Source organism: Streptomyces sp. NBC_01214 (assembly GCF_026340975.1).
Taxonomy (GTDB): Bacteria; Actinomycetota; Actinomycetes; order Streptomycetales; family Streptomycetaceae; genus Streptomyces.
On record NZ_JAPEOS010000002.1, the window covers coordinates 1,044,498 to 1,059,514 of the forward strand.

At 68.7% G+C, this 15,017-nt stretch carries 11 protein-coding genes, 1 tRNA gene and 1 pseudogene; 4 read left to right on the forward strand and 9 right to left on the reverse strand.

What is annotated here, in order from left to right:
• Nucleotides 1-2: 2 nt before the first annotated feature.
• A pseudogene (locus OG594_RS29770) lies at nt 3-135 on the reverse strand (DNA-binding protein); the annotation flags it as partial.
• Between the two features lie 89 nt (nt 136-224).
• Between OG594_RS29770 and OG594_RS29775 the strand changes: the two are divergent.
• A complete protein-coding gene (locus tag OG594_RS29775; protein ID WP_266604944.1) occupies nt 225-2,498 on the forward strand; it encodes a hypothetical protein in 2,274 nt (757 codons plus the stop codon).
• 76 nt (nt 2,499-2,574) lie between these two features.
• Here OG594_RS29775 and OG594_RS29780 read toward each other — a convergent pair whose 3' ends face one another.
• Both OG594_RS29780 and OG594_RS29785 read right to left on the reverse strand, forming a co-directional pair.
• Nucleotides 2,575-2,778, reverse strand: coding sequence for a DUF397 domain-containing protein (locus tag OG594_RS29780; protein ID WP_266604945.1), 204 nt, complete (start codon nt 2,776-2,778; stop codon nt 2,575-2,577).
• Nucleotides 2,775-3,656, reverse strand: coding sequence for a helix-turn-helix transcriptional regulator (locus OG594_RS29785; RefSeq protein WP_266604946.1), 882 nt, complete (start codon nt 3,654-3,656; stop codon nt 2,775-2,777). The genes OG594_RS29780 and OG594_RS29785 overlap by 4 nt, the downstream gene beginning before the upstream one ends.
• A gap of 184 nt (nt 3,657-3,840) precedes the next feature.
• Between OG594_RS29785 and OG594_RS29790 the strand changes: the two genes are divergently transcribed.
• Nucleotides 3,841-4,446, forward strand: coding sequence for an ATP-binding protein (locus OG594_RS29790; protein WP_266604950.1), 606 nt, complete (start codon nt 3,841-3,843; stop codon nt 4,444-4,446).
• Nucleotides 4,447-4,529: 83 nt separating this feature from the next.
• Here OG594_RS29790 and OG594_RS29795 read toward each other — a convergent pair whose 3' ends face one another.
• The 6 genes from OG594_RS29795 to OG594_RS29820 all read right to left on the reverse strand — a co-directional run bounded on the left by OG594_RS29795 (nt 4,530) and on the right by OG594_RS29820 (nt 13,357).
• Nucleotides 4,530-5,876 carry a hypothetical protein gene (locus OG594_RS29795; protein WP_266604953.1) on the reverse strand — a complete coding sequence of 449 codons (1,347 nt, stop codon included), beginning with the start codon at nt 5,874-5,876 and terminating at the stop codon, nt 4,530-4,532.
• Nucleotides 5,877-5,926: 50 nt separating this feature from the next.
• Nucleotides 5,927-6,577, reverse strand: coding sequence for a hypothetical protein (locus OG594_RS29800; protein WP_078095086.1), 651 nt, complete (start codon nt 6,575-6,577; stop codon nt 5,927-5,929).
• Nucleotides 6,578-6,652: 75 nt separating this feature from the next.
• Entirely contained in the window at nt 6,653-8,212 is a 1,560-nt protein-coding gene (locus OG594_RS29805; RefSeq protein ID WP_266604959.1) for a class I SAM-dependent DNA methyltransferase, read from the reverse strand.
• The gene (locus tag OG594_RS29810; protein ID WP_323185346.1) at nt 8,209-9,615 is read right to left on the reverse strand and encodes a restriction endonuclease subunit S; all 1,407 of its coding nucleotides are present in this window, start codon (nt 9,613-9,615) and stop codon (nt 8,209-8,211) included. Before OG594_RS29810 ends, OG594_RS29805 begins: the two co-directional genes overlap by 4 nt.
• Nucleotides 9,612-13,172 carry a DEAD/DEAH box helicase family protein gene (locus OG594_RS29815; protein ID WP_266604964.1) on the reverse strand — a complete coding sequence of 1,187 codons (3,561 nt, stop codon included), beginning with the start codon at nt 13,170-13,172 and terminating at the stop codon, nt 9,612-9,614. The genes OG594_RS29810 and OG594_RS29815 overlap by 4 nt, the downstream gene beginning before the upstream one ends.
• A 113-nt stretch (nt 13,173-13,285) precedes the next feature.
• Nucleotides 13,286-13,357: transfer RNA gene (locus OG594_RS29820), tRNA-Arg, on the reverse strand.
• Between the two features lie 106 nt (nt 13,358-13,463).
• Here OG594_RS29820 and OG594_RS29825 point away from each other — a divergent pair.
• Both OG594_RS29825 and nrtL read left to right on the forward strand, forming a co-directional pair.
• A complete protein-coding gene (locus tag OG594_RS29825) occupies nt 13,464-13,985 on the forward strand; it encodes a response regulator (RefSeq protein WP_266606628.1) in 522 nt (173 codons plus the stop codon).
• 72 nt (nt 13,986-14,057) lie between these two features.
• Nucleotides 14,058-14,999 carry an ArgS-related anticodon-binding protein NrtL gene (gene nrtL / locus OG594_RS29830; protein ID WP_266604966.1) on the forward strand — a complete coding sequence of 314 codons (942 nt, stop codon included), beginning with the start codon at nt 14,058-14,060 and terminating at the stop codon, nt 14,997-14,999.
• Nucleotides 15,000-15,017: the final 18 nt, after the last annotated feature.

A 15,017-nucleotide genomic window follows, 5' to 3' on the forward strand; every position in this document is an offset into this window, starting at 1 on the left:
GGTCAGACCCCGATGACGGTGACCCGACCGCCGCACAGTGCCGTCAGGTCCATCGGCGTGGAGGTGAGCACGGTGACAGGGCCGGGCGAGCTGAGGGGCGGTCGCGGTGGCGCTGTGCATGGCATCGATGGCGTACATGCGCTTTCGCGCGCCGCCGTCCCGTTCGCCGTCCCGGATTTCGCCGATGGGAACGGGCGGCCGTGCCGCGTCGCTAGGCTGCCGGGATGACCACCGCCACGCCACTTCTCCTTGATCTGGACTCGTTCCTCGCCCGGGCCGAAGAGCGAGGCGCTCCGCTGGACGCGCGGGCGGCCGAGGCCGTCCTCGGTCTGCTCGCGCTGGGCGAGGCACGCCGCCGGACCGGCTTGCCCGAGCCCACCGAGGAGCTGGCCGAGGAACTGCTGCACATCCTGCTCCCGCTGTACGTCAGCGCCACCGAGGAAGAGCTGCCAGGCTTCGTCGCCGTGCTGGTCGCGCTGGTCGACCACACCCACGAGGTCGGCCGCCTCAATGCCAAGCGGCAGGCGAGGCTCGTGTCGCGGGTGCACGAGCTGGCCGAGGGCTTCACCCAGGCGATGACGAGCGCCCGCCGCCTCGCCTGGCCGCGGCTGTACGGAAACCTGCTGCGCGCCGCGGGCGTGGACGCCACCGATCCCCGGGCTGTGCGCGACTGGCTGGAGGGGTTCGCCGCGCGCCCGCAGGCCGAGCGGAACGCCGCGCTCGGCTTCGCCTCCTCCGCCTCCTCCTCTCCGAACGGACCGCTCGCCGAAGCGGCATACGCGGAGGCGCTGTGCGCGGAACGCTCCCGGCAGGCCCGTCCGCTGCTCGCCGCACGGCTGGAGTCCGTGGCGCTGGCCCAGCAGGTGCGGCCCCGCCCCGGCGAGGGCCTGCTGGTCGCCGATGCCCCTGTAGGCAAGCCGGACGACGAGAGGGCCGACTGGTACGACGAGCAGGCGGGCGTGCTCGCCGATCGCTGGACCGCAGCCGGGCTCGACACCCTGCTACGCGGACCCTTCGCGCACCTGGCGTCGGGCGGCGGCAGCGCTCCTACTCCTCTCCTCGCCCTCGTCGAAGCCATGGCCGGTCAGCACCTGGAGATGTACGGCGACGCCTTCGCGCCGCTGCCACCGGCCCCGTTGCCGGCCTCCCCGGAGGAACAGGCCGCGCTGCTGCGTTCCGCCCCGCTGCCCCAGCTCCTGGCGCGAGCCGCCGCCGACCCGCAGGGCGCGGACGAGCGAACGCGCGAACTGGCGCTGGCGAGCGGCTTCCTGGTGCGGGAGCAGGGCGGCGCGCTGAGCGCGGGGCCATCGGCCGAGGCCTGGCGTGAGGGTGGCCCCGCCGAGCTGACCGGACTGGCCCTGAACCTGCTCGGTGCCCTACTGGCGCAGTCGGCCGAGGGGGAGGAGACCGCCGAGGAGTACGACGGTGAGCACCTGATCACCCTCTACCTCCTGTGCGAGCAGGCGGGGATGGCGCAGTCCGTGGCCCGCGTGGCCGCCCTGAACGACATGTGGTTCGTGCCGCCGGGCTACGAGAGCTACCCCGACGTATCCGTCCCGGCCACCGGAGAGTACGAGCTGCCCGACCCCCAGGCCCTGTCCGCGGTCCTGGGACTCCCGGCACTCACCGCGTCCGACCGTACGGATCTGATCCCGTCCGCTGCCCGCCTCGTGCGCCTGATGGACCGCCTGGCCGCTCTGGGTGTCACCGCACGGACCGGAGACGCACTCAGCCTCACCCCACTCGGCTCCGCCCTGCTCCGCGACGCCCTCCTCCTGGGCCTCGGAGGCGAAGCCGCCGATGTCTTCCCCACTCGGCAGCAGATGCTCGCCTGGGACGCGGAACGGCTCGTCGCGGCAGCCCAGTGGTGGCCGAAGCGGGCCGCCCGCCCGGCCGTCGGCGACTGGCTGGCCGCGCAGCGCACCGACGGATGGACCCCTCTGTTCGCGGCGATCTCCGCCGCCTGCCCCGAGGACGAGCCCGCCAGGCGGCGAGCGCTGCTCGCCACTCTCGACGCGACGGCCGTACCCGACAAGGCCCTGTACGCACTGCTGGCCGACCCGGCCCTGGGCGGCTGGGCCGAGCACACCCTGCACGCACGCAGCCAGGCGCCCGACCCCTCAGCCGTTCCGCTGTCGGCCCGCGCGGTGTACCTGGTCGACGCGCTCGAAGCCGTACGGAGCGCCGCATCCCTCGACCACCGCATGACGGCGGCTCCGGACGAGGAGGAGCCCGAACTGTTCGCCGAGGTCCACGCCGCCTACGACAAGGCCGCCGCAGTCTGGCCCGGCGGCGGCCCGGCCCTGGTCACCGCCCTCACGGCGGCGGACCCGTATACGTCCGCCTTCCTGGCGGAGCAGCTCTCACACCACCCCGACCGCACCACCGCCGAACAGGCCCGTCGAGCCTGGCGGGCCTTCCAGACCAGCGGCACGACCCGCCCCCCGGGCAGGAAGAAGCCCGCCAAGCGTGCCGGCGGAAAACGCAAGCGGCGCTGACCGACGTGAACGCCGGGCCGGGGCCGCGCGGAGCCGGGGCCCGCGCCCGCCCGGATCCTGTCCCCGGGCCGCCCGGTCAGCGCACCTGCGTGACGAACGCCTGCCAGGCGCCGGCCCCGAACCCGATCACAGGCCCGGCGGGCCGCTTGCTGTCGCGGACGGGGACGATGCCGGGGATGTTGTCGGCGACCTCGACGCACTCGTTGTTGCCACCGCTGAACGTGCTGCTGCGCCACATCGCGCCCGTCAGATCCGGCGTCCCATGGCGTTCGCTGTTCATGTTCTGTGCTCCTTGGCCCTGCGCTGAATGACAGTGCGGGACTCGACGGGTGACAGCGCGGACGTGCGTGCAGCGTCGAACAGATCTTGGTAACGGGCAACTTCCGCTTCCCGTTCGAACCAGATGGATCCGGTCGGGTTGTCCGCCAGCACCACGTCGAGTGCCCCCTCCTCGCGGAACCCCAGCACTACGTACGGGCCGAACATACTCGCATGCGCCCCGCGTGAGAATGGCAGCACTTGGACGGTGACGTTGGGCAACTCGGATGCGGTCAGCAAGTGCTCCAACTGCGCATGCATCACGTGCGGGCCGCCGACCTGTTGAAGGAGTACGGATTCCGAAAGCACAGCCCAGAGCTGAAGAGGTGACTCGTCAGTCAACCTGTCCTGTCGTGCGAGTCGTACCTGAACGAACTTCTCGATCTCGTCGCCGGTTTGCCATTGCTGGGAGGCGACAGTTACCGCGCGGACGTAGTCGGGGGTTTGAAGGAGCCCCGGGATGAGCTGCGCCTGGAAAGTGCGGATGGATCCGGCGATCGCTTCCAGCGCGATGAAGTCGCGATATGTGTCGGCGAGAACCGGACCGTACTGGTTCCACCAGCTCTCCCTACGGCGGCGGTTGGCCTTCTTGGCGAGCGTACTTAGCCGGGGCAGCACTTCTCCGTCGGTCGCCCCGTACGCCTGCAGCATGGCGGTGAGGTCCGGCAGTCGAACCGTGACCCGGCCGTTCTCGATGCGGCTGATCTTGCCCTTCGTGCAGTCGAGCGCTTCGGCCGCATCTGCGGTCGTCAGGTTGGCTGCCTCGCGCAAACGCCTCAGCTCATCGCCAAGTTGGCGCCCAAGGACCGTTGAGGGAGTGGTGGTGCTCTTGGCTTCCATGTCAACACCTCTAGCAGAGCGTGACGCCTAAGGGGTCTGCCGTAACTCGAAGGAGCGAAACTAGCTCATAAATCTACTAGCAACGTTGCAAGTTGGCGAGGTGCTCGACCATGCTCATGGACACGGCACCGGCCGTCTAGCGCTGGTGGATCGCCGACCCTCAGGGGGTTGCATCATGACTGGGTTGATCGACGTCACTTTCCGGCTCTCACGCCGACCCCGCAGCGCGCCAAGGGCCCGCGCGGCACTGCACGCCCTACTCGGGGACTGGGGCGCGGGGGACGACCTCCTCCAGACCGCCGAACTCGTCCTCTCCGAACTCGTGACCAACGCCCTGCGCGCACCCGCACCCAGCGACCGCCAGATCGGCGTACGGATCGCGCACTCCTCGACGGACGGGCTGCTGCGCCTGGAGGTGAGCGACGCCGGATCCGGCCGGCCGGAACTCCGCCACCCGGCCGCGGACGACGAACGCGGCCGGGGGCTACGGCTCGTGGACGCCCTCAGCCACCGCTGGGGCGTCACCGCACGCGCGGGCGGCATCGGCAAGACCGTCTGGTCCGAGCTGAAAGCCCCGGACCTTGTCCCCACCTCCTCAGCGAGGGAGATCGCGGCGATCGCCGTCCGCCCCGGCCAGCACATCCGCGTCTGGGGTACCTGGCGCGCGGTCCGCAGTGTGCGAACGGCACACCACGCCACCGGCGGACTGTCGGTCGTCCTCGCCCTGACCGAGGGCCCACCCCTTCACCTCCCACCGGCGGAGCCAGTGGCCGTACGTGGGCTGCCGTAAGGGGAATGCCGCCGTGCGAGCGCCGAGGCCCCTCCGGAGGGTGGCCACGTCCCAGCTCAGCGCACTCGCGCCGTGGGCGGTCCTCAGTTGATTCGGCGGTTACCGGGTGGGACCTCGCTTCGGTGTATACCCACGACGACGGAACCGGGGCCTTCCGAGGACAGACTCCTCCGGATTAGTTCAATGACGTAATCCGAACTGGTGCCGCGGGTTCCGAGCCACCCATCCCTGAGCAGTGTGGTGAAGGTGGTGTTGTTCAGATACCGGGGGATTGAGTGCTCGACGATCCGTGTCCCACCCGACGGCCCCGTGGCCTCCGGGCGCTGTAGCAATTCGGAGAAGTGCTCTCGCGTGAGGTACATACCGGGGATGAGCGCGGCGGAGTTCATCATGAAGGGTGTGGTCCGGCATAGCTTGACCATGCTTGGCGTGGTGACCAGGCGCGGATCGCCCGGCGTCCCCGCGCCGGGGCGGCCGGTCTCGTTCCACGCTGGATCGCATTCGGCATCGACGGCCTCCATCCGCTTCAGCTCGCGCTCGCCGGTGCCGTCGTGCCAATACACCCAGTTGCGCCCGCTCTGTCGCATGCGCTTGTACTGGACCATCGCCACGCTGTGCGCGTGCTCGTTCACGTAGATCATGTCGACGCCCATGGCGGCCTCGGCCTGAGTGCGGTTTGCATTGAACACGAACAGCCGGTGGGACGACTCGGTGCTGCGACGGTAGATGCGCCAGCCCACCTGTACGGCGTCCTCTCCATCCATGCCGGGAAAGCGCATGTAGTCGTGGACAATCTGCTGGTCCTCGATCTGCCGGAGAGAGGGCAGCCCTTCGAGGAACGGGACGGAGCGGGAGCGAGGGCCGTCCTCACCCGGCGGCGGCTGCCACGCTTCGAGGGGATCGCGGTCCATTCCGGTCGCCTCGAGAAGGGTTCCCACGGCATCCTTCTCAAGGCTCAGCCGCTCGCCGACCTCCCCCGTAGGGGCATGGGCTCCCAGACCGGCCTCCAAGCCGTCCAGTACGTCGCCCAATTCCCGCCGTAGGTTCCGCACGGCGCTGAGCAAGTTGCGCCCCGCCGCCGGCGGCATGTGGCCGTCGTCCTTCAAGAACCGGCGACTGGGCCCCATGGGGGTCTCAAGATCGACAAGCCGCAACGGTCGCTCGAGTGCGGTGAAGTCCCGCGCGATCAGTGCGCGCTCGTACGTTCCCGATCGCCTGCCCGGGAAGACGGTGCCTACGCCGATGATCGAGCGCTGCTCGTAGCGAGGATGCCGATCGGTGAAGAAGGTGAGACACCAGACGCGAGGCTTCCGCCACTCGTGGTGTGGGTATGCGAAGGTGCGCTCGCCCCGCGTCAACCATGCCGGAGGCCTCTCTGGCAACCGTTCCAGCATCAACGCGGTGCTGTGCACCAGTGCGACGGCGAGCAACTGCGGCCTCCTGCGCCTCAGAAGTCAGCTGACTTGACCTCGGCTGAGCGTCAGCCCAGCACCTTGGCGATGGCGAGGGCGATCCGCTCGATCCAGTCGATCGCGTCCGTCACGTCGGCGTCGGAGATGGGGCGGCGCCGCTTGAGGTCGCCGTCCAGCAGGTCCGCGTCATGGGCGATCTTGTTGCGGCGGTCGGTGATGGAGACGTACTGCTTCTTCAGCGTCTGGTCCGTCATCCCCGTGCGGCCGTGGTTCCACTCGTTGAGCTGGACCGCAGCCTTGGCCCAGATGTTCTCCTCCGTGACCAGCTTCAGCGCCTCGCTGATCTTGCGCGGGTTCTGGAGGGAGGCGTTGGCCCACTTCGCCTTGACGTGCTCGGACACGGCGTCGGCGAGTGTGGTGGTGCCCCGCCGGACCTCCTCGACCTTCTCCAGCGGCAGCTCGAACTTCGTCAGCTGGTACGGCATGCCAGGACTGTCCGCGGCGGCGAGGTCGGCCACCCGGCGGTACAGCTCCTCGTGGAACCAGTGGTCGATGGCGCTGACCGCCTGCACCCACGCGGCACGGTAGAAGTCGCCGATGTCGAAGACAGGGGACTGGAAGGCGGCCAGGCTCTGGCCGGCGAGGACCATCTTCCGGGCGTACTCGATGTTGGTCTTGAACGCCTGGAACTCGCGCGTCTGTGGCTGCGGAACTGCCATGGGATGCCCCCGTCTCGCTGATTGATCGAGATCAAGACTTCCGGCGAGACGGGGACGGGTCAACTCAGTTGCGGGTCACGCGCCTTCGCCTGGCTGGATCTCGTCAGTATCAGCCGAGATCTCGCCACCGAGCGCCTCCGCGATCGCGGCGAACTCGCTGAGCGCGGCCTGCAAGTCCTCCACGATCTCCTGCGCGATCACCTCGGGCGGCAGCAGGCTGTCGGCGTCGTCGAGGGCCGGGTCCTTCATCCAGGTGATGTCGAGGTTCACCTTGTCGCGGGCGATGAGTTCGTCGTAGTCGAAGCACTTGAAGCGCTCGGTCTCGACACGCTCACTTCGGTCCTTGCCCGGCAGGTAGGCCTCGACGAACTCCTCCAGGGCAGCGCGAGTGAGCGGGTGCTGCTTGAGGGTGAAGTGCTGGGCGGTGCGGAAGTCGTAGACCCAGAGCTTGGAGGTGTTGTGCGCGCCTCCGCTGCGGGGAGGCTTCTTCTCGAAGAAGAGGACGTTGGCCTTGACGCCGCCCGCGTAGAAGATTCCGGTGGGCAGACGAAGGATCGTGTGGAGGTCGAAGTCTTCGAGCAGGCGACGCCGGATCTTTTCGCCGGCCCCACCCTCGAAAAGCACGTTGTCGGGGAGGACCACCGCCGCGCGGCCGTCCATCTCCATGAGCGACATGATGTGCTGGAGGAAGTTCAGCTGCTTGTTGGTGGTGGTGGCGCGGAAGTCATCTCGGTCGTAGGAGATGTCCTGCTTGTCAGCTTTCCCATCCGTGCCGACGATGGTGATCGCGGACTTCTTGCCGAAGGGCGGGTTGGCGAGGACCAGGGAAGCGTGCTGCTTGGGCTGTTCGGCGAGTGCGTCCCCCTCGGTGATGAGGGACTTGCCGTCGGCGTCTCCGATGCCGTGGAGCAGCATGTTCATCGCGGCGAGGCGGGCGGTGCCGGTGACCAGCTCGTTGCCCCAGATCTTGCCGTCCCCGAGCGCGAGCCGCTCCTCGCGGGAGAGGTTCTGCATGTGGTGCTTGCGGATGTAGGCGTGCGCGGCGATGAGGAAGCCGGCGGTTCCGCAGGCGGGGTCGGTGATGGTGTCACCCGGCTGGGGCTGCATCACGTCGACCATGGCGTCGATGAGCGCGCGGGGCGTGAAGTACTGGCCGGCGCCGGTCTTGGTGTCCTCGGCGCCCTTGGCGAGCAGGCCCTCGTAGGCGTCGCCCTTGAGGTCCGTGCCCTGGATCGTCCAGTCTTCCTTGCCGATCAGCTCGACCACGAGCTTTTCGAGGAGAGCGGGCTCGGTGATGCGGTTCTGCGCCTTGGCGAAGATCCTGCCGAGGGTGGTGCCAGGGCTCTTGCCGAGCGCGGCCAGGATCTCGCGGTAGTGGACTTCGAGCTCGATGCCCTTCTTGGAGGCGAGCGACTGCCAGTCGTACGTGGCGGGTACGACGGTCCGGGCCTCGGCCTCGGTGAACGGGTCGGAGGCAATCTCGTCGGCCATCTTCAGGAAGAGCAGGTACGAGAGCTGCTCGACGTACTCGATGGTGGACAGGCCGTTGTCCCGCAGGACGTTGCAGTAGTTCCAGAGCTTGGCGACCAGGGTGTTGGTCTGAGCGTGCGCCAGGGCGGGGGATGCGGGGGTCACAGCGGAAGCTCCTGCTGAACGGCGGTGGCGGGGGAGGGGGTTGAGGCGGGGGCCGGAGGCGGTGCGGCCGCCTTACGGGGCCGACGGGTGCCCCGCTTGACCTTGCCGCCCTGAGCTTCGCGCTCGGCCCGGATCCGGTCGAGCAGCACGGAGGCGGGCTCGTCGGAGGGGTCTGGCGAGACGAGCTTGCCGCTGAAGGCGCGGGCGAGCAGAGCTGTGCGCAGTGCGTTGGCCCGAGCCGATGTGCCGTTGGGCCCCTGCAGGAGTGCACGTGCGTTTTCCAGGCTGGACACCTTCTCCTCCAGGCTCTCAACGATTCGAACTTGTTCCTTACGGGGAGGTAGAGGCACATTCCATGCGGAGAGTTTTGCGGCGCCCAGATGGTGGATGCCTACTCCACGCGCGCCTTTGCGGAAACTCCCGCTGAGGGCTTCGCTTCGCAGGAAATATAGTAGGAATTTAGGCTCAAGGTGGCTATTTGGTCGGACGCGGATCAATGTGTTCTGGAAACAGCATTCCTCGATCTCGTTACTCCATATGGCCGGCTTTCCTACTTCTCCGGGGCTCCCGGATGCCTCGCTGAGGATAATGTCTCCCGCGCGTAGTCGGTATACCTCGGTTTCTCTGTCCGTGAAGTTCATGCTCTTTACGTCATCGAGCAGTAGGCCTTGCCAGCCTACGTTGGCGGCCCGGAGGTAGGGGCGCATTTGCTCTCCGGAGTGGTTCTTCGGGGATCGTTGCCGACCGAGCCTTACTTCGGCAGCGGCATCCAGTCGAACCATTGGTGTGCCGGGTTTGCAGAGCTCAGAACGCATTACCCGGGGAAGTAGCGTCTTGGCCCGCTCAGCGCAGGAATTGATGAGGGCGTCAGCTGCGTCGAGGCGGGAGAGGTGGTCTTCGAGGGCTTCGACGATGTGATGCTGCTCAGCGAGCGGCGGTACCGCGATTGGCCATGCTTTCAGGATCGTCTGGCTGATGTTCGGCTGGGCTCCGCCTTTTCCGGTCTTCCGGAGGGCGTCACGCTGAGACCGCAGATACCAGAACAGGAACCGCTTATCGATCAGGTTCTGGTATGGGGTTGCAAACGCTACGGCCTGATTTGTGGTTAGCGGCCGCCCGGTGATTCCTAGTTTGCCGATCGTCGCCCCATACATGGCGACCAGCACGGAGCCTTCGGGAACCCATTTTGCCGAGCTTGAGTCCAGGCCATCGGAGGTGATGGTCGATGTGGCTGAATGGATCGTCTTGTCGTTCAGGTCACCGCTGACCACCCACGGGATATCCCCGCCGTAGTAGTGGGAGACGCCGCTCTTGGGAGTTCCACCACTACCCCATTCAGCCACATCGCCCAGGGTCGTGCTAACCCACCCCGCCGGAAGTGCCGCGTCACTCAACCCAATCAAGCCAATTCTCGATTCAACTCACTCAACAGAGACCGCACATCCCGCCCCGGGAAAGCGTGCTGGAAACCGCGGCCCCCACCCTTCCCCTTGAAGGGCTCCGCGTTGAATTCCTTGGTACTGATGCCGACGTCGCTCGCCACCACGTCCCGTATGGACCGCAGCCACCACAGCTGCTCCTCCGAGAAGTCCGCCCCGGCCTGGCTCTGCTTCAGCAGCCACGCCTCGAAGCGCTCCTCCACGGTATCCCGGTACGGCCGCAGCTCCTCGTCCACGCCCAGCTCGTACCGGATCAGGGAGATCAGATCCGGCACGCCCGCCTCGCGGCCGGGGGAGTGGGCTGCCACGCCCAAGTCCTCGTAGTACGTCCAGAGAGCCTTCGGCGTCCACCCGAAGTGCGGACGGCGGATCTCCAGCGCCAGCTCCTGGAGCGCCGCGTACGTCTCCGCCGGGGAGACCGATCGCGGGCTCGTCAGGGCGATGCTGACCGCCGCGATGCGGTCGCGCTCCTCCTTCAGGAGTCGGCTCCAGCGGTCGACCTGCTCCTTCGCCCGCTCCTCGCGCGGGATCTCGTTCAGATCCGTCACCGCGACGGGCGTGAACTCGTCGAAGACGTAGTCCTTGTCCCGGCGGATCTCGATGATGTGCCGCCGCAGCTCCGGCCGCTCCGTCAGCGGCGCGATCGCGTTCTCGATCAGCCGCCTGGCCGCCGCCTGGCCGCCCTCGTCCAGCGCGCGCTCCTGCCGGTCCGGGTCGACCGCCTTGACGATCGCGCCCGCGATCTCGGACAGGGTCTGCCCGCCCGCAGCCCGAGTCAGCTGGTCGCGTTCCTCAGTCGTCAGCTGCTGGTTCAGGCGCGCCAGCCGGCCCGCCAGGATCTCGGCCTCGTTCGCGCTGATGGACTTCGTGCCGGCCTTGTCGAGCAGCTTCGCCAGCGACACCTGGCGCTCACCCGCCGGAACCAGCGGTCGGGCGTCCACCAGCGGCGAGTCCGTCACGCCCACCGCGTCCACCAGCACGAAGCGGTCCTTGCGCACCGACGCGTCCGCGTCCGGCGTGACCTCCTGGAGCTCCGTCGCGTCGATGGTCCGGGCGCCGCGTCCCTTCATCTGCTCGAAGAGGACCGCGCTGCGCACCTCGCGCAGGAAGATGACGCACTCCAGGGCCTTCACGTCCGTGCCCGTCGCGATCATGTCGACGGTGACGGCGACCCGCATCCGGGGCGAGGTCCGCAGGGCGCGGATCAGTTCGTCCGGGTCCTCGCCGGCCTGGCGGCTCTTGTAGGTGATCTTCTTCGCGAAGTCGTCCCCACGCCCGAAGATCTCCTTGACCTGGGCCAGGACGTCCTCGGCATGGTCCTCACCGACCGCGAAGATCAGCGTCTTCGGCAGCTCGCTCCGGCCCGGGAACCAGCGCTGCCAGTTGTCCCGGTACGCCGTCAGGACCGCCCGGATCTCGTCCACCGTCACCACCGACCGGCCGATCTGCCCGGTCGTGTACGTGAAGTCGTCGTCCAGCTCCTGGTAGCGCTGGCGCCGGGTCTTGCGGTCCTTGATCCGTACCGTCGTACCCGACTCGATCTTCGCGCCGCCGTTCTCGCGCAGATCGGTCCGCATCCGTACGACGTCGAAGTCGACGTTCACCCCGTCCGCGACCGCCTGCGGATAGGTGTACTCCGAGACCAGGTTGCGTCCGAAGAACCCGAGGGTCTGGAGGGTGGGCGTCGCGGTCAGGCCGACCAGATGCGCGTCGAAGTACTCCAGGACCCCGCGCCACAGCCCGTAGATCGACCGGTGGCACTCGTCCACGATGATCAGGTCGAAGGACTCGATCGGCACATCGGGGTTGTAGGAGACATCGATCGGCTGGTCGGTCGCATACGTGTCCTCGTACGCCTCGCTGTCCGCGGCCTCGTCCGCCTGCTCGTCCTCGGCGAGGGTTTCCCCGCGCAGGAGCGAGTACATCTTCTGGATCGTGCAGATGGTGACCGACGAGGTGTCCTGGAGTCCGGCAGCGCCCAGGCGGTCGACGTTGTAGATGTCGGAGAGCTTGCGGCCGTCGTCGGGCGTCGTGAACTTCCGGAACTCGTCGTACGCCTGCCTGCCCAGGTTGTTGCGGTCCACGAGGAACAGGACCCGGCGCGCCTTGGCGTGCTTGAGCAGCCGGTACGTCTGCGCCACGGCCGTGAACGTCTTGCCGGCACCCGTCGCCATCTGGATCAGCGCTCGTGCGCGGTCCTCGCCCAGGGACTTCTCCAGACCGGTGATCGCGTCGATCTGGGCGAGGCGCAGGCCGTTGGCCTCCAGCACGGGCAGTTGGCGCAGAGCCGCGCGGAACGTGAGGGCGTCCGGGTTCTCCTCCGCGCGCCGCATCCACGCGGCCACCGTCTCGGGCCGGTGGAACGAGAAGACCTCGCGGGAGCGGGCGTCGGGGTCGAGGCGATTGATGAAGTACGTCTCGGTACCGGTCGTCGCGTACCGGAACGCGAAGGGCTCCGCCTCGCGCCAGACCGCGAGGCGGTGCTCCTTCAGGACTCCGGACGCGTAACGGTCGTTCTGCTCGACGGCGCTGGACAGGTGGTCGCCCTCGCGCTTGGCCTCCACCACGCCGACGATGTGCCCGTCGACGAACAGGACGTAGTCCGCGCGGCCGGTCGCGAGGGTGAACTCGCGGACCGCCACGCCCTGACCCGCTTCCGGGTTGACCCGGTCGCGGTCCTGCACGACCCAGCCGGATGCGCGCAGCATCCCGTCGATGGCGTCGCGCGCCTGTACCTCGTTGAGCGGGGCCGGCCGCTGCGCACGGTGGATGATCGCCTCGCGGCGCTTGGCGTCCACCTGCCGGGGCTGCTGACGGGCAGCCTCGTACTTCGCCTGCTGAGTGGTGCGCAGCTCATCGATCTGCGAGGTCAGCTGCTCGACGCGGGCCAGCAGCTCGCTCTTGTTCGCGTCGGCGCTGGCGATGAGGTGCTCGGCCTCGGCCCGTGCCCTGCGCTCGGCTTCGAGAGCGTCGCTGGACTCGGCGAGCCGGGTCCGGGCCTGAGTGAGCGCCTGGCGGTGGCCGTCGAGGGCCTCCCGCAGCTCGGCCAGCTCGGCAGGGTCCGTAACCTGCGCGGTGTCACCGGGGTCCGTGGGCGGTACGAACTCCGCTACCGTCCGCCGGCCCTCGATGGCGTCGTGGAACCAGAGGCCGAGCTTGTAGCAGACGCGTACGGCGGCCAGGGCCCGTGCCGTGTCGAACAGGTGGCTGTGCGCGGCCTTGTTCCGGTCGCGGCGCAGCCGGTCGAAATCGTCACGGATCTCGGGGACGAGTACCCCGGCACGCGTCAGCGTGGTCAGCCGGTCGACCTGCCGGTCGCCCTCGATCCGCATACCGATGCGGGTGATCAGCTCCTCGGCGAGGACCTCACCGAACTGGCCGGCCTGGACCAGGGACGAGTTCGGGTGCGTGAATACCGTGGCTTCCGCCGAAGCGCCGTAAAGGGAGAGCAGCGGCTGGTGTTGGTACAGGACCCCGAAGTTCGGTGATCCCTTCGCGAAATCGCGAAGCCTGTCGTCCACGGTGTCGGTCCCCCCGAATGCTGGTCTGCGGGTATCCATGGTGCGAAACACAAGAAGACCCTCCGAACAGTAATGACACTGTTTGGAGGGTCTCTTTGGCACTTCCTGCGAAGTGCCCCCGGCAGGATTCGAACCTGCGCACACGGCTCCGGAGGCCGTTGCTCTATCCCCTGAGCTACGGGGGCGCGTCGTTGGTGTTGCGGCGACGGGTTGAACACTACCAGCTTCCGTGGGGTGATCAGGAACTGCTTTGCGGGGGAGGAGGGAGTGGTTCGCCCGCAGGGGGTGGAAGTGGCGAAAACCCGGACGCGGGGGCCCGGGCGGACCTACTCTCGAGTTGTGCCAGGCGTCTCGGGTCGGGTGCTTGTTGTCGACGACAACAAGGTCATCCGGCAGCTGATCAAGGTCAATCTCGAGCTGGAGGGCTTCGAGGTCGTGACCGCGAACGATGGTGCCGAGTGCCTGGACATCGTGCACCGGGTGTGTCCCGATGCGATCACCCTTGATGTGGTCATGCCGCGGTTGGACGGGTTCGGGGCGGCCGCGCAGTTGCGGGCCGATCCGCGGACCAGGGACGTGCCCGTCGCCATCGTCAGCGCCTGCACGCAGCAAGAAGTGGAGGCCGGGATCGCGGCCGGGGTGGACGCCTTCCTCGCGAAGCCGTTCGAGCCCACCGAGCTGGTACGGGTCGTGCGCCGGCTGATCGAGCGCAAGGACCGCGCTGACCGCAGTGACCGGGGTGACCGCAGCGACCGCAGTGACGGCAGGAAAGGGACGCCCGCCGGGAGGGGGAGGGGCGGTCCCCTCCAGTAGAGCGTCCAGCGCTCTGTTCACATGGCGAAACCCTTCGACTGATGACGGTGCGTCTCCCCTAGGCTGGGTCCCGTGACCCCCGCAGACCTCTCCCGTTGCGTCGTGAGCGCCGTGCGCTGCGCCGTCGAGGACGGTGAGCTGGGCGGGGCGGTGCCCGCGCGGGTGGTGGTCGAGCGGACCCGGCCCGGTGGGGTGGGGGAGTACGCCACTCCCGTCGCCTTCCAGATCGCGAAGGGCGCCGGAGTACGGCCGGCCGAGGTCGCCGAGGTGCTGGCCCGCCGGCTGGGCGCCGTAGCCGGGATCGAGCGCGTCGAGATCACCGGGGCCGGGTTCCTGAACTTCTCGCTGGCTTCCGTCTCCGCCGCCCAGCTGGTCCGTGACCTGCGCCCGGTGGCGGGGGCGGCGGCGGCGGTCGAGGTCCCGGATCCGTCGTCCGGCGAGCTGCGCGAGCGCCTCGTACGGGCCGCCGTCGCGCGGATCGCGGCCGCGCAGGGGGTCCAGCCCGGTCCGGCCGTGAGCGTCGCGCCCGTCGCCCGCCGCGACGGGGACGTGCTCGCGCGGTACGGGGCCGACGCCGTCGCCTGGGCCGTGCTCACCACCCCCCCGCGCGAGACCCCGGAGTTCTGCGACGCGCTGCTCGTCCAGGGGGAGAGCAACGAGCTCTTCCGGGTCCGGTACGCCCACGCCCGCGCCCACGCGCTCGTGCGCAATGCCGAGCAGCTCGGGTTCCGCCCCGAGCCCGGTGAGGTCGACGCGCCCGCCCTGCTGCGCGTCCTCGCCGACCACCCCCTCGTCCTCGAAGCCGCCGCGCACCACCGTGCACCCGAGCGGCTCGCCCGGCACCTCGTCGAGCTGGCCGACGCGCTGCTCGACTTCCAGCACCGCGTCCTGCCCAAGGGCGACGAGAAACCCTCGGCCGCCCACCGTGCCCGGCTGGCTCTTGCCGAAGCCGCCGGGACGGTGCTGGCCGGCGGCCTGGCCCTGCTCGGCATAGACGCACCGACACGCTTGTGACCCGCGAAGAGAGATACC